Source organism: uncultured Agathobaculum sp. (assembly GCF_963927765.1).
Taxonomy (GTDB): domain Bacteria; phylum Bacillota; class Clostridia; order Oscillospirales; family Butyricicoccaceae; genus Agathobaculum.
This window is the reverse complement of the sequence record NZ_CAWVCU010000129.1, coordinates 16,364-31,141: the sequence shown is the minus strand read 5'-3', so window position 1 is coordinate 31,141 and position 14,778 is coordinate 16,364. Positions and strand designations below refer to the sequence as shown.

The 14,778-nt window shown below is 56.0% G+C and carries 12 protein-coding genes; all 12 read left to right on the top strand.

Translation table 11 applies throughout. The features are described from left to right. The first annotated feature begins 104 nt into the window (after positions 1-104). The 12 genes from smc (at position 105) to ABGT74_RS11510 (ending at position 14,768) form a co-directional block, all read left to right on the top strand. Positions 105-3,680, top strand: a complete 3,576-nt coding sequence (gene smc / locus ABGT74_RS11565) for a chromosome segregation protein SMC (protein WP_346705589.1) — start codon at positions 105-107, stop codon at positions 3,678-3,680. Positions 3,681-3,706: 26 nt separating this feature from the next. Next, positions 3,707-4,633, top strand: a complete 927-nt coding sequence (ftsY, locus tag ABGT74_RS11560; protein WP_346705588.1) for a signal recognition particle-docking protein FtsY — start codon at positions 3,707-3,709, stop codon at positions 4,631-4,633. After that, entirely contained in the window at positions 4,633-5,358 is a 726-nt protein-coding gene (gene rph, locus ABGT74_RS11555) for a ribonuclease PH (protein WP_297282411.1), read from the top strand. Before ftsY ends, rph begins: the two co-directional genes overlap by 1 nt. After that, positions 5,358-5,930: an RdgB/HAM1 family non-canonical purine NTP pyrophosphatase gene (gene rdgB, locus ABGT74_RS11550; protein WP_297282412.1), complete on the top strand. Its 573-nt coding sequence runs from the start codon at positions 5,358-5,360 to the stop codon at positions 5,928-5,930. Before rph ends, rdgB begins: the two co-directional genes overlap by 1 nt. Positions 5,931-5,956: 26 nt before the next feature. Then, positions 5,957-6,256, top strand: coding sequence for a YhbY family RNA-binding protein (locus tag ABGT74_RS11545; RefSeq protein ID WP_297274835.1), 300 nt, complete (start codon positions 5,957-5,959; stop codon positions 6,254-6,256). Then, entirely contained in the window at positions 6,253-6,846 is a 594-nt protein-coding gene (gene nadD / locus ABGT74_RS11540; RefSeq protein WP_297282413.1) for a nicotinate (nicotinamide) nucleotide adenylyltransferase, read from the top strand. The genes ABGT74_RS11545 and nadD overlap by 4 nt, the downstream gene beginning before the upstream one ends. Positions 6,847-6,885: 39 nt before the next feature. Next, complete coding sequence (yqeK, locus tag ABGT74_RS11535) at positions 6,886-7,467, top strand: bis(5'-nucleosyl)-tetraphosphatase (symmetrical) YqeK (protein ID WP_297282414.1); 582 nt, start codon at positions 6,886-6,888, stop codon at positions 7,465-7,467. Between the two features lie 24 nt (positions 7,468-7,491). Continuing rightward, the gene (locus tag ABGT74_RS11530; protein WP_346705587.1) at positions 7,492-9,150 is read left to right on the top strand and encodes an LCP family protein; all 1,659 of its coding nucleotides are present in this window, start codon (positions 7,492-7,494) and stop codon (positions 9,148-9,150) included. Between the two features lie 22 nt (positions 9,151-9,172). Beyond that, complete coding sequence (gene rsfS, locus ABGT74_RS11525; protein ID WP_297282416.1) at positions 9,173-9,538, top strand: ribosome silencing factor; 366 nt, start codon at positions 9,173-9,175, stop codon at positions 9,536-9,538. Between the two features lie 82 nt (positions 9,539-9,620). Continuing rightward, positions 9,621-12,029, top strand: a complete 2,409-nt coding sequence (gene leuS / locus ABGT74_RS11520) for a leucine--tRNA ligase (RefSeq protein ID WP_346705586.1) — start codon at positions 9,621-9,623, stop codon at positions 12,027-12,029. Positions 12,030-12,150: 121 nt separating this feature from the next. Next, entirely contained in the window at positions 12,151-12,333 is a 183-nt protein-coding gene (gene rpsU, locus ABGT74_RS11515) for a 30S ribosomal protein S21 (protein WP_031472056.1), read from the top strand. 440 nt (positions 12,334-12,773) lie between these two features. Then, a complete protein-coding gene (locus tag ABGT74_RS11510; RefSeq protein ID WP_346705585.1) occupies positions 12,774-14,768 on the top strand; it encodes a toprim domain-containing protein in 1,995 nt (664 codons plus the stop codon). Positions 14,769-14,778 lie beyond the last annotated feature (10 nt).

The window sequence follows — 14,778 nt, the reverse complement described above, 5'->3', positions numbered from 1 at the left end:
AGACAAGGATGCAAGGTGTGAACAGGACGTAAATTCTGCTTTTCGCATTGAAAACCGACGTGTCAAGTGGTAAAATAATACCATATATATGTTCGAGGTGTCACATGGTATTAAAGAGCCTGATTCTACAAGGCTTTAAATCGTTTCCGGACAAGACCGAGATTCAGTTTCTCGGCGGCATGACGGCAATCGTCGGGCCGAACGGTTCGGGAAAATCGAATATTTCGGATGCTATCCGCTGGGTGCTGGGGGAGCAGTCCTCGCGTTCGCTGCGCGGCGCGAAGATGGAGGATGTCATCTTTGGCGGCACGGCCAAGCGCGGGCCGGTCGGCTTTGCTGAAGTTTCTTTGATTTTGGATAATTCCAGTGGTGTGTTCCGTTCGGAATTTACCGAGATTATGGTTACACGCCGCTATTATCGCTCTGGGGAGAGCGAGTATTTTCTTAATAAAAAGCATTGCCGTCTGCGCGATATCCATGAATTGTTTATGGATACCGGCCTTGGGCGTGACGGTTATTCCATCATCGGACAGGGTCGCATCGACGAGATTTTGTCTTTGAAGAGCGAGGACCGGCGTGAGATCTTCGAGGAAGCGGCTGGTATCACCAAATTTCGCTATCGCAAGGAGGAGGCGGAGCGTAAGCTTGCCGCCACGGAGGAAAACCTGACCCGTATCCGCGACCTGTACGACGAACTGGAACGGCAGATTGGTCCGTTGGAAAAGCAGGCGGACAAGGCAAAACAATACTTGCTGTTGCGTGATGAGCTGCGCGTGCTGGAGATTTCGCTCTGGCTGCTTTCGCTGGACCGCATCAAGGCAGATGCCGCCAAGCTGGAGAAGGACACGGCGACCTGTTCCGGTCAACTGGCACAGGCTAAGCAGGCGCAGGAGACGTTATATGCGCAGTCTGAGCAGCTGTCCGAGGATATGCGCGCGATCGACCGCGAAGCCGATCATATGCGGCAGCAGCTGCGCGAGACCGAGCAGCGCGCCGCAGACCAAGCGAGCCGTGCGGCGGTACTGCGTGCCAATATTCAGAATAACCGGGAAAATATCGACCGCGCACGGCGTGAAAGTCAGCAGCGCAGCGAACAGGCTCACAATCTGGGGACACAGCTGTCGGAGCGGCGCGCACGAATCGAATTGCTCGATACCCGCCATGCTGGACTGACGGCACAGCTGGCCGATTTGGAAAAGCAGATCGCTGCGCAGGATGCAGGACGCACGCAGGCGGAACAGACGCTGCGGCAGGCGCAGCAGGTGCGCGACATGCGGCAGAACGAACTGCACGCGCTTGCGCTCGATCGCACGGCGGCGGAAACCAGCCTTGCCGGAATGGATGGACGGCGTGACACGATCGCAGCCGACATTGACGCTGCGGGCAAGCGGCTGGAGCAGGAAAAACAGGCGCAGGACGAGCTGGAAACACGCATGCGGGCGTGTCTGGACACGCTTGCGGGTGCGAAGAATAAAGTGCAGGGTATCGCGTTGAAGGCGGACAGCCGCCGCAAAAAGACGGAAGCCTTGCAGAGCGAGCTGACGAAAGCGCAGGCGGCGCTGACCGACGCCAAAAACCGCGTCAAGATGCTGAGCGATATGCAGCGGGACTATGAGGGCTTTTCACGGTCGGTCAAGTCCATTATGCAGCAGGTCGAGCGCGGCGCGATGCGCGGTGTACATGGACCGGTGTCGTCTTTGATTGCGACGGATGACCGTTTTGTCACGGCGATCGACACGGCGCTCGGCGCGTCGGCGTCCTCGATTGTGGTGGATACTGCAGCTGACGGCAAACGCTGTATTGAGTTCCTGCGGCGCACAGATGGCGGCCGCGCGACCTTCCTGCCAATCGACACAATTCGTCCCGCAACGCTGCGGGAAAGCGGGTTTGAGGCACAAAACGGCTGTTTCGGCACCGCTGACCGACTGGTCACTTTTGATAAACGCTATACCGCCATCGTGCAGAACTTACTGGCGCGCACGGTGGTTTCCGAGAATATGGATACCGCTCTGGCGCTCGCGCGCGCCTATGGGCACCGTTTCCGTATCGTCACGCTGGATGGACAAATCATTCAGGCGGGCGGCGCAATGACCGGTGGCTCGGCATCGCGCGGCACGGGCGCATTGGCCCGCGCAGGACGGCTCAAGGCGGCGCAGGAGCAGGTCAAACGGTTGGAGGAAGTGCGGGCGCAGGCCGACCGGGCGTTCCACGAGGCGAAGGAAGAGTACGCGGCGCTGGAGTATGACCTCAAGGCGATCGAAGCGGAGCGCATCCGCGCCGAGCAGGACGAAGCAGGACTGCGCGCATCGGTATCGCAGCACCGTGTGCTGCTCGACAGCTTGCAGCATCAGTATGATGGTCTGGTGCTCGAGCGGGACAACCTTGCCGAGGCAAAGCAGCAGTATGAGGATGCGATCGCGCGGTGCGATGAAAAACAAGCAGATGCACAGCGCGTGCTGGATGACGCGGAACGCGAGGTCGAGCGCTGCCGCGCTGCGTTGGATGAGCAAGGTGCACAGGCTACCGAAAACGCGTCACGCATGACGGCGATGCAGACCGAGTTGGCGCAGAACCGTTCGGAAGCTGCGAGTGAAGCGCGTGCGCTCGTCGATCTGGAACAGCTCAAGGCTGAACTGGATGCCGGAGTTTCCGGTACCGCAGACACGATTGCAGGCTTCGAAGCGGAGATTCGCCGTTTGACAGACGAACTGACACAGACCGAGCAAGCAGGTAAGGAGACCGCTGCGGCGGAGGCACGACTGCATGAGACGTTAGATGCGCAGATGCAGCAGCGGGAACGGGTCGAGGGCGAACGCGCCCGGGTAGACCGTGAAGCGCAAAGCAAAAACGAAGAAATTCTAAACCTCGAGCGCGAGTCTGCGCGGCTGGAAAACCGCGCGGGACAACTCAAAACCGAGGAAACGCAGATTTTGGACAAAATGTGGGAAAACTACGAGCTGACACCCACGCCTGCGGCGGAGGTTGCGCGTCCTCTGGAGGATGTGTCCGCTGCCAAGGAACAGGCGCAGGGCATCCGCATGAAAATGCGCTCGCTTGGCAACGTCAATCTGGACGCGGTAGAGGAATATCAGAAGGCGCTCGAGCGGTATACTTTCATGGGTGAGCAGAAGGATGATCTGGAAAAGGCACAGCATGAGCTGTATAAGGTCATCGAACAGCTGACGGTCAGCATGAAAGAGATTTTTGCTTCCGAGTTTGCCAAACTCAACGCTTATTTCGGTGAGACATTCCGAGAAATTTTCGGCGGCGGTCATGCGGAATTACAGCTTGCCGATACCTCGGATATCCTGAATTGCGGCATTGATATCCGCGTTTCCCCACCGGGCAAAGCGGTCAAAACGTTGACGCTGCTTTCGGGTGGAGAAAAGGCGTTCGTGGCGATTGCGCTGTATTTTGCTATTTTGAAGTTGCGGCCGACGCCGTTTTGCGTGCTCGACGAGATTGAGGCTGCGCTCGACGATGTAAACGTTGCGCGGTTCGCGCAGTATATCCGGCGCCTGACCAATGCTACGCAGTTTATCGTCATCACGCATCGCCGCGGCACGATGGAGGAAGCCGATATGCTCTATGGCGTGACCATGCAGGAGCAGGGCGTTTCCAAAATGCTGATGCTCAACCTTGTGGAAGCGGAAAAGCAGCTGGGGAATACCATTCGGTAAAAGAAATCACAATTTGAGGAGTTATTATGGGATTTTTTGATAAGATCAAACAGGGCTTGCAGAAAACCAGCGACGCGGTAGGCCGTTCGCTGGACAATGTGTTCGCAGCGTTTGTCAAGATCGACGCAGACCTGCTGGAAGAGTTGGAAGAAGCTCTGATTTTGTCCGACGTGGGCGCAGAAACCTCGATGAAGATCGTCTCCGAGGTGGAAAAACGCGCGAAACTCAAAAAGATTACGACCGCACCCGAACTGCGTGATCTGCTGCGTGAGGTACTGACCGACAACATGCTGGAAAACCAGCCGCTCGATGTTTCGGGCAAGCCTGCGGTCATTCTGGTGATCGGCGTCAACGGCGTGGGCAAGACCACGTCGATTGGCAAGCTGGCCGCCCGCTATGTGAATGAGGGCAAAAAGGTCATGCTGTCCGCGGCGGACACGTTCCGTGCGGCGGCAGCTGACCAGCTGGAGATCTGGGCTAAGCGCGCGGGCGCGGATATTGTGCGCCATGGCGAGGGTGCAGACCCGGCGGCAGTTGTGTTTGACTCGATCGCGGCGGCAAAAGCGCGCGGCAGCGATATCATTATTGTGGACACCGCGGGCCGCCTGCACAACAAGGCGAACCTGATGAACGAACTTGCCAAGATCGACCGTGTCATTTCCCGCGAGTTGCCGGATGCGTCGCGCGAGACGCTGCTCGTACTGGATGCCACGACCGGACAGAATGCGGTGCATCAGGCGGAGGAATTCAACAAGGCTGCGCACCTGACCGGTATCGTGCTGACCAAGTTGGACGGCACGGCCAAAGGCGGCATTGTGATCGCCATTTCGGCAGGACTGGGTGTTCCGGTCAAGCTGGTCGGTGTGGGCGAAGGCATTGACGATTTGATTGATTTTGACCGCGTGGCATTCCTGGAAGCCATTTTGCCGCCTGTGGAAGGAGAAAACGCATAATGCAACGACCTGACGGAAGAACGCCTGACGCGCTGCGTCCGGTGAAAATTACGAAAGATTATACGATGTATGCCGAAGGCTCGGTGCTCGTGGAAATGGGCAACACAAAGGTGATTTGCACCGCTTCGGTTGAAGATAAGGTGCCGCCCTTTCTGGAGGGCAAGGGCCTTGGCTGGGTGACGGCGGAATATGCCATGCTGCCGCGCGCGACCAATACGCGCAAAAAGCGTGATATCAAGAGCCTCAAGCTGGATGGTCGCTCGAGCGAGATCCAGCGGCTGATTGGTCGTTCGCTGCGCGCGGTGGTCGATCGCGAAGCGCTCGGTGAACGTCAGATCACGGTCGACTGTGATGTGATTCAGGCAGACGGCGGCACGCGGTGCGCCTCTATCACGGGTGGATTTGTTGCTCTGTGGCTGGCCTGCAAAAAGCTGCTGGACGAAGGCGTGATTGAAAAGATGCCGCTTTCCGCGCAGGTGGCGGCGGTTTCGGTCGGCATTTTTGAGGATGAGGCCATCCTTGACCTCAATTATGCCGAGGACAGCCATGCAATCGTGGACTGCAACGTGGTTATGACCTCGGCAGGCGAGTTTATCGAGGTGCAGGGTACGGGCGAAGGCCGTCCGTTTTCGGACACCGAACTGCAAAAACTGCTGGCGCTGGGCAAAGCGGGCTGTCTGCGTCTGTGCGAAGAGCAGAGCCGCGTGATGGGGGAGAGCCTGTAATGCAATTTGTGCTTGCCTCCCACAACCAGAAAAAAATAAAAGAAATGGCGGAAATTTTGGGCGAACTCGGCATCGAAGTGTTGCCGCTGCCCGAAAATGCGCCTGAACCGGAGGAAAACGGCGCTACGTTTGAGGAAAACGCCCTCATCAAGGCGAAAAGCGCAGCGGATTTTACCGGCTTGCCCGCAATTGCAGACGACAGCGGACTGTGCGTGGACGCACTGGACGGTGCGCCGGGTATCTATTCCGCGCGCTACTGCGAGGGAACCGATTCAGATCGCAATACGTTTTTATTAGAGAATATGCGGGACAAGGAGGAACGTGCCTGTCGCTTTGTGTGCGCGATTGCGTGCATCCTACCGGATGGGCAGCAGCTTACCGTGCGCGGTGAGTGCGAGGGCGAGCTGCTCCGCGAGAGCCGCGGTGTAGGCGGCTTCGGGTACGACCCGTTATTCTTCGTGCCTGCGTATGGCTGCACGTTCGGGGAACTGCCGGGGGAGGTCAAAAACCAGATCTCGCACCGCGGCCGTGCGCTGCGCGCGCTGAAAGAGGCGCTCAAAACCCGCATTTGAAACCAAAAGACAGGAGAAAATTATTTATGCTGACAACCAAACAGCGCGCGCAGCTGCGCGCTTTGGCAAATCCCTTGGCTGATACGCTTATCATCGGCAAGGAAGGCGTGACCGACGCGGTTGAGCGTCAGCTCGATCAGCTGCTAGAAGCGCATGAGCTGGTCAAGGGGAAGGTGCTCGAAAATGCCATGCTCACCCCGCGCACGGTGTCCGAGGCGCTATGTGAAGCAACCGGCGCCGAGCCGGTGCAGTGCATCGGTTCCAAATTCATTGTATATCGGCAGGCGCGGGACAAGGATAAGAGAAAGATCGTGCTGGTCAAATGAGGACGGGTATCCTCGGCGGTACATTCAACCCGCCGCATCATGGGCATCTGCGCGCCGCGGAGCTGGCACACGATGCGCTGGGCCTTGACCGGGTGCTGTTTATCCCAACCAATATTCCGCCGCACAAGGCGCTGCCCGAACACACAGCAACGGCAGCCGACCGCTGCGAGATGGTACGTCTTTTGACCAAGGATACGCCGTGGGCGCAGCTGGATACCATGGAGATCGACCGCGGCGGGGCGAGCTACACGGTGGATACGCTGCGCGCGCTGCACGCGCGGGGCGAAACCGACCTGTATCTGATCGTCGGCACGGACATGCTGCTATCGTTTGACCGTATCTGGCGCGCGCCAGAGGAAATTGTACAGTTGTGTACACTGGCGGTCTGCGCCCGCACGCAGGACGATTGGGCAAGGCTGCGGCGAAAGGCGGTCCTGCTGCACCGTAGTATGCATGCGCATATCGAGCTGGTGCAGGGGCCGAGTATTACCATTTCATCGACCGAGCTGCGGCAGGGCGGCGCGCTGCGCCGCTATACCGCGCCCGCGGTCGCGGATTATATCGAGCGAAATCACCTTTACGGTTATTGACAACAAGCGATATAAAATTCAGAAAGGCGGGGAAAAGTTATGTTGTGTAACGATGAAATGAGGCAAGGGATTCTGGCGCGATTGCACGGATACCGGTATGAGCACACGCTGGGGTGTGAGCGGGCTGCCAGGAAGCTGGCAGAGCGCTTCGGCGGCGATCCGGAAAAGGCAGGGGTGGCCGCGATCCTACACGACATAACAAAGCATCTTTCTCCGCAGGAACAGTTGAATTTATGTGAGAAATACGGTATAATACCCTGTACCGTTGAAAAAAGCGAGCCGAAAATGCTGCACGGGAAAACGGCAGCAGCCATTGCGCGCGAGGAATACGACATGCCCGAAGACATCTGCGACGCAATCGCCTGCCATACGACCGGCAAGTACGGTATGACCTTGCTGGATAAGATTCTTTATCTGGCCGATTACATCGAGGATACGCGCGACTTTCCAGGCGTGGAAAAGGCGCGTGAGCTGGCGCGCAAAAGCATTGACCGTGCGCTGCTCTATTGTTATGACCAAACGCTGACCGAATTGGTTCAGCGTGGCAAACTGATACACAGCGATACAATCGCGGCATATAATGATATGATTCGACATGGTATTCGCTGGCGTGACGAATAGGACAATACTGGAGGCAGGAATCGTTTGAAACTTTTTGGAGGCAGCGGAGGCCACAGCGGCCGCACAAACCGCACGCAAAAGCAAAGCGCGCCGCGGCAGGCCGCGGGCAAAACCAATCAAAAGCCGATGCCTACGGCGCAGAGAGCGCCGCAGTCCGCGTCAAAGCCTATGGCGCAGCGAGCGCCGCAGTCTGCGCCGAAATCGGCAGGGAAAAAGGGCGCGAAGGTAAAAAAACAGCCGACCAAGAGCCAGAAACGCAGGCGCATTATTATTATCACGGCGGTTGTACTTGCGTTGCTGCTTTGCGTTGCGGCTGCCGCAGTGATTTTTATCCGTCCGCCGCAGGCCAATGATCCAACCATCAAGGATAAGGAAAACGGAGATAAGATCGACGTCAACAGCATGCTCAATTCGGGCACGCGCATTGATGATGTGTTTACCTTTGTGGTCGGCGCAGTTGACGAGGATGAAACCAGAACCGACGCATTGATGGTCGCCACGATGGACGTTAATAAAAAGACCATCAATATTGTGAACATTCCGCGCGACACGATGTGCAACAACGGTCTGAGTGGTGCAAGCCGAAAGATCAATGCCGCTTATGGCATGAGCAAGGGCATTGAGCAGACGAAGATCGAGATCGAACGTCTGATGGGCTTCAAGCCGGACAAGTATGTTATCGTTAATTTTGACGGTATTGCGGCGATTGTAGATGCAATCGGCGGCATTGATTACGAAATTCCGTTCCGTATGGAATACGATGATCCGTCGCAGGATCTGCACATCGACCTGTATGCCGGTATGCAGCATCTGGACGGCAAGCAGACGGTAGAATTCCTGCGCTGGCGTCATAATAATGACTATTCCGTACAGTATCCGAATGGCGACGAGGGCCGCGTGGAGAACCAGCAGAAGTTCCTCAAGGCGCTTGCAGCGGAAGTATTCCAGCTCAAAAACATCACCAAGATTCCGGAAATTGCCGATGCGGTATTCCAGAATGTAAAGACCGATTTGACCGCGGGCGAGCTGCTCTGGATGGGCATGCAGGCCTTGCAGATCAAAAATGAGAACATCCAGTTCTTTACGCTCCCCGGTTACGGCGCGATGAGCTATGCCGGCAGCGATCCGTACCAGTATTCGTTCTTCTTCCCGTATTATCAGGAGACGCTTGACCTGGTCAACAAGTACTTTAACCCGTATGAAGAGCCGATCACGACGCTCGATATGGTGAGCGGACCGGAAAGCGGCAGCTCTTCGAGTTGGAGCGGCGGCGTCAGCTCGGGCGAGGATAATTATGTCTGGGGCGACACCTCCGAAAATGATTATAGTGATGATACCGGTTCGTCCAGCGGCGGCAGTTCGTCAGGTGGAGACACTTCGAGCGGCGGCAGCACAGATCCTGAAGCTGGCGGAGACACGTCGGGTGGCGGAGATACAACCGGCGGTGGTACGTCAGGTGGTGGAGACACCTCAGGCGGAAGCAGTACTGGCGGCGGAGACACCTCAGGCGACGGTAGTACCGGCGGAGGAGACACTTCTGGCGGCTCGACTGACGGAGGAGACACTTCGGGCGGCGGCTCGACCGGCGGTGAAGACACCTCCGGCGGCGGCTCGACCGGCGGCGACACCTCCGGCGGTGGAGATACTTCGGGCGGCGGTGCTGTTGTAGACCCGGAAGCATGACAATAAAGAAGGAGTTTGAAAATTGACTGCAAAAGATACCGTAAAAGCGATTTGTGAAGCGCTGATAGAGAAAAAGGCGCAGGAAATCGAAGTGCTGCAGGTAGAACGCCTGACCGAGCTGACCGAGTATTTCGTCATCTGTTCGGCTTCTTCGACCACGCAGGTCAAGGCGCTGGCTGATAACGTGGAGTGGCGTCTGAAATACGACCATGAAACGCTGGTGCATCACACCGAGGGTTATGAATCTGCGCAGTGGATGCTGCTGGATTATGGCTGCGTGGTGCTGCATGTGTTCATGCCGGAGGCTCGCAAGTTCTACAATCTGGAGAACCTGTGGAAGGACGGAACGCCTGTGGCGCTGTCCGAGCTTGGCATTGCAGAAAAATAAAACGGGATGCGGCGGATACAGAAAGTGTGTCCGCCGCGTTACCGCGCCTAAAATAAACCATTCACTTTAGGGGGAAATACCGTTGAAGTACGATCACAAACTGGTTGAAAAAAAGTGGCAGGACATCTGGGATGAGGCGCATTGCTTCGAAGCGGAAAACGGCGGCGATAAAGAAAAATTCTATGCGCTGGTTGAGTTCCCGTATCCGTCCGGCCAGGGTCTGCACGTAGGTCACCCGCGTTCTTACACTGCGCTGGATATTGTTGCGCGTAAAAAGCGCATGCAGGGCTATAATGTGCTGTATCCGATGGGGTGGGATGCCTTTGGTCTGCCGACCGAGAACTTTGCCATCAAGAACCACATCCATCCGGCCGAAGTAACCAAGAAGAACGTTGCGCGCTTTAAGAGCCAGCTCAAGTCGCTCGGTTTGTCGTTCGACTGGTCGCGTGAGATCAACACGACCGACCCGAACTACTACAAGTGGACGCAGTGGATTTTCTTGCAGCTGTTTAAGAAGGGCCTTGCCTATAAGAAGGAAATGAGCGTCAACTGGTGCACCTCCTGTAAGTGCGTGCTGGCAAACGAAGAGGTTGTCAACGGCGTATGCGAGCGCTGCGGCAGCGAGGTTGTACACAAGACCAAGAGCCAGTGGATGCTGGCAATCACCAAGTACGCGCAGCGTCTGATCGACGATCTGGATGAGGTGGACTTCATTGAGCGCGTCAAGGTGCAGCAGCGCAACTGGATCGGCCGCTCGACCGGCGCAGAGGTCGATTTTAAGACCACCGAGGGTGATACGCTGACCGTTTACACTACCCGTCCGGATACGCTGTTCGGCGCGACCTATATGGTCATCTCGCCTGAGCATCCGTCAGTCGAGAAGTGGGCGGACAAGCTGAAGAATATTGACGCGGTACGCGCTTACCGCGAGGAAGCCGCGCGCAAGTCGGATTTCGAGCGCACCGAGCTGAACAAGGACAAGACCGGCGTTAAGCTGGACGGCGTGGCAGCCATCAATCCGGTCAATGGCCGCGAGATCCCGATTTTCGTGTCTGACTACGTTCTGATGGGTTATGGCACGGGTGCGATCATGGCCGTTCCGGCACATGATGACCGTGACTGGGAGTTTGCCAAGAAGTTCGGCTGTGAGATCATCGAAGTCGTTTCCGGCGGCGAGGATGTACAGAAGGCTGCGTTCACGGCCAAGGATGAGACTGGCATTCTGGTCAACTCGGATTTCCTCAACGGCAAGACGGTCAAGGACGCGATTCCGGCGATGATTGCATGGCTGGAGGAGAAGGGCATCGGCCACGCCAAGGTGCAGTACAAGCTGCGCGACTGGGTATTCTCCCGCCAGCGCTACTGGGGCGAACCCATTCCGCTGGTGCACTGCGAGAAGTGCGGCTGGGTGCCGATTCCGGAGGAGCAGCTGCCGCTGACCTTGCCGGACGTGGAGAGCTACGAGCCGACCGAAAACGGCGAAAGTCCGCTTGCCAAGATGACCGACTGGGTCAACACTACTTGTCCGTGCTGTGGCGGCCCTGCCAAGCGCGAGACCGACACCATGCCCCAGTGGGCTGGTTCTTCGTGGTATTTCCTGCGCTATATGGACCCGCACAACGACAAGGCGCTTGCCTCTAAGGAAGCGCTCGAATACTGGTCGCCGGTTGATTGGTACAACGGCGGCATGGAGCATACCACACTGCATCTGCTGTACAGCCGTTTCTGGCACAAGTTCCTGTATGACATCGGCGTGGTGCCGACCAAGGAGCCGTACGCCCGCCGTACGAGCCACGGCATGATTCTGGGCGAGAACGGCGAGAAGATGTCCAAGAGCCGCGGTAATGTGGTCAATCCGGACGAAATCGTTGATACCTATGGCGCGGATACCATGCGTCTGTACGAAATGTTCATTGGCGACTTTGAGAAGGCTGCGCCGTGGAGCCCGAAGTCCATTAAGGGCTGCCGCCGCTTCCTCGAGCGTGTATGGGGTCTGGCCGAAAAGGTGCAGGAGGGCGACGCATACTCCAAGCAGCACGAAGTGCTCATGCACCGCACGATCAAGAAGGTTGGCGAAGACGCGGACAACCTCAAGGCGAATACCGCGATCGCAGCGCTGATGACCATGCTCAACGAGTTTTATGATAAGGGCGTCAACAAGGCTGAGTATATGACCTTCCTGACGCTGCTCAACCCGTTTGCACCGCACATCACCGAAGAACTGTGGCAGCAGATGGGCGGCGAAGGCTTGCTGTCTGTTGCACCGTGGCCGGTATATGAAGAAGCCAAGACGGTCGAGGATACCGTAGAAGTGGCGGTACAGGTCAATGGCAAGCTCAAGTGCACGATCAAGCTGCCGGCGGATTGCGATAAGCAGGTGGCCATTGACACCGCGCTTGCAGAGGAGAAGGTGCAGAACGCGATTGCGGGCAAGGAAATGATCAAGCAGATCGTCGTACCTGGTAAAATTGTCAATCTGGTCGTTCGTTAAACTTTCTTATTGACACGGACGGTAAAAACAGATATAATATTCTTACGGTTTTGTGTGCCACGGTGCATGCGGCCGTGCAAAGTGTTCCTCCAGAGGGGAACGCGCGGAGGGAGGGAAAACAGTGTCGGAGATCCGCATCAAAGAAAATGAATCTATTGACAGCGCGCTGCGCCGTTTCAAGCGTTCGTGCGCCAAGGCGGGTACGCTTTCCGAGCTCCGCAAGCGTGAGCATTATGAAAGCCCGAGCGTCAAGCGCCGCAAGAAGTCTGAGGCAGCGCGCGCGAAGAAGAAAAAGTTTCGCTAATTGACTGAAAAAGAGCAGATGCTTTTGCATCTGCTCTTTTTTGTCTGCTATGAAAAATGACAAAAACGGTCATTTCGGCAGTGTTTACACTTCTTTCAAATTTTCTACAAACTTTAGACATATGGGTACGGTATAGTATAACCACAGCAAGGGAACAACCCCTTTTGATATAAACTTCTTCATGGGAAGACGATAAAAATCTGTTCGGCCCTGTGGGACGGAATACCGCGCAGGCTCCCGGACAGTCCAAAGACAAGAGGCGCAAACGCCCATTATTATAGAAAGCGCGCACTGCATCAGGCAGCGCGCGTTTTTTGTCGAAAAACTGATTTTGCGTTTTGCGTATATACATCGGAAAATGATTGAAAAATAAAGCAAAACAGCGTATAATATGATAGTTATGGATTTGAGAACTGCGGAAACAGGGAGTTAAAGACGATATGAGCAAAGCAAAACCGTCATACGGCAACGAGAGCATTTCCTCGCTCAAAGGTGCGGACCGTGTGCGCAAACGCCCGGGTGTTATCTTCGGTTCGGACGGTCTGGAAGGCTGCGAGCACGCAGTGTTTGAGATCCTGTCCAACTCGATCGACGAAGCGCGCGAGGGCTTTGGTACGGAAATCGTCACCACCCGTTATGAGGATGGCTCGATCGAGGTAGCCGACCGTGGTCGTGGTGTGCCGATCGAGTGGAACGAGAACGAGCAGCGTTATAACTGGGAATTGGTGTTCTGTGAGCTGTATGCGGGCGGCAAGTATAAAAACGATACCGGTGAAAACTATGAGTTCTCTTTGGGTCTGAACGGTCTAGGCACCTGTGCGACTCAGTATTCTTCGGAATACATGGATGTAACAGTGGTGCGCGACGGGTTCGAGTATCGTTTGCACTTTGAAAAAGGCGAGAACAAGACCGATGCCAAGGAGGGCTTTATCAAAAAGCCCACGACGGCGAAGAAAACCGGCACGACCATTCGCTGGAAGCCCGATCTGGAAGTGTTTACGGATATCAACATTCCGGTGGACTATTATTTGGACACACTCAAGCGGCAGGCCGTTGTCAACAGCCATATCAAATTCGTGCTGCGCAATCAGGTCGGCGGCAAGTTTGAAACGACAGAGTTCCTCTATCAAAACGGAATTGTGGATTATGTCACCGAGCTTGTGGGTGAAAACCCGTTGACCACGGTGCAGTTTCTGGAAGGCGAGCGTCGTGGCCGCGATCGTGCGGACAAGCCCGAATACAAGGTAAAGCTGTCCTGCGCGTTCTGTTTTTCCTCTGCCGTATCGCGCATCGAATATTATCACAACTCTTCGTGGCTGGAGCACGGTGGCGCGCCGGACAAGGCGGTGCGTTCAGCGTTTGTTTCGGCGCTGGATGCGTACCTCAAGCAGAACGGAAAATATACCAAGAACGAAAGTAAGGTCACGTTTCAGGACGTAATGGACAGCCTTGTGCTTGTGACCAACTGCTTTTCCACCCAGACCTCGTATGAGAACCAGACCAAAAAGGCGATCACCAACAAGTTCATCCAAGAGGCAATGACCGATTTCCTCAAGCAGGGGTTGGAAATTTACTTCATCGAGAACAAGGCCGAGGCGGATAAGATTGCCGAGCAGATTCTCATCAACAAGCGCAGCCGCGAGCAGGCGGAAAAGGCGCGCTTGAACATCAAAAAGAAGCTGTCCGGCGGCATTGACCTTGCCAACCGCGTGCAGAAGTTTGTCGATTGCCGCACCAAGGATGTCACGCGGCGCGAACTGTATATCGTGGAGGGTGATTCCGCGCTCGGTTCGGTCAAACAGGGACGTGACAGCGAGTTTCAGGCGATCATGCCGGTGCGCGGTAAGATTCTCAACTGTCTGAAAGCGGATTACGGCAAGATTTTTAAGAATGATATCATCACTGACCTGCTGAAGGTGCTCGGCTGCGGAGTCGAGGTGCGCGGCAAGGCTGCAAAAGATTTGTCCGCGTTTGATTTGGAAGCACTCCGCTGGCGGCGCATCATTATCTGCACCGATGCCGACGTAGACGGCTTCCAGATTCGCACGCTGATTCTGACCATGCTGTACCGGCTGGTGCCGACGCTGATCGAAAAGGGCTATGTCTATATCGCGGAGTCGCCGCTTTATGAGATCACCTATCGGGACAAGAGTTATTTCGCGTTCGATGAGAGCGAAAAGGCCGCGATTCTGCAAAAGCTGGAGGGCAAAAAGGTGCTGATCCAGCGTTCTAAGGGCCTGGGTGAGAATGAAGCGGATATGATGTGGGAGACTACGATGAATCCCGAGACCCGCCGCCTGATCCGTATTCAGCCCGAGGATGCGAAGGCGACCAGTGAAATGTTTGACCTGCTGCTGGGCGACAATCTGTCCGGCCGCAAGGAATATATCGCGGAAAACGGCGCGCAGTATTTGGATTTGGCGGATATATCCTGACAAGGAGTTA

What these genes read in the sequence shown, in the direction of transcription:
- smc (WP_346705589.1), top strand. Translation starts at nt 105, where the DNA reads ATGGTATTAAAGAGCCTGATTCTACAAGGCTTTAAATCGTTTCCGGAC.
- ftsY (WP_346705588.1), top strand. Translation starts at nt 3,707, where the DNA reads ATGGGATTTTTTGATAAGATCAAACAGGGCTTGCAGAAAACCAGCGAC.
- rph (WP_297282411.1), top strand. Translation starts at nt 4,633, where the DNA reads ATGCAACGACCTGACGGAAGAACGCCTGACGCGCTGCGTCCGGTGAAA.
- rdgB (WP_297282412.1), top strand. Translation starts at nt 5,358, where the DNA reads ATGCAATTTGTGCTTGCCTCCCACAACCAGAAAAAAATAAAAGAAATG.
- ABGT74_RS11545 (WP_297274835.1), top strand. Translation starts at nt 5,957, where the DNA reads ATGCTGACAACCAAACAGCGCGCGCAGCTGCGCGCTTTGGCAAATCCC.
- nadD (WP_297282413.1), top strand. Translation starts at nt 6,253, where the DNA reads ATGAGGACGGGTATCCTCGGCGGTACATTCAACCCGCCGCATCATGGG.
- yqeK (WP_297282414.1), top strand. Translation starts at nt 6,886, where the DNA reads ATGTTGTGTAACGATGAAATGAGGCAAGGGATTCTGGCGCGATTGCAC.
- ABGT74_RS11510 (WP_346705585.1), top strand. Translation starts at nt 12,774, where the DNA reads ATGAGCAAAGCAAAACCGTCATACGGCAACGAGAGCATTTCCTCGCTC.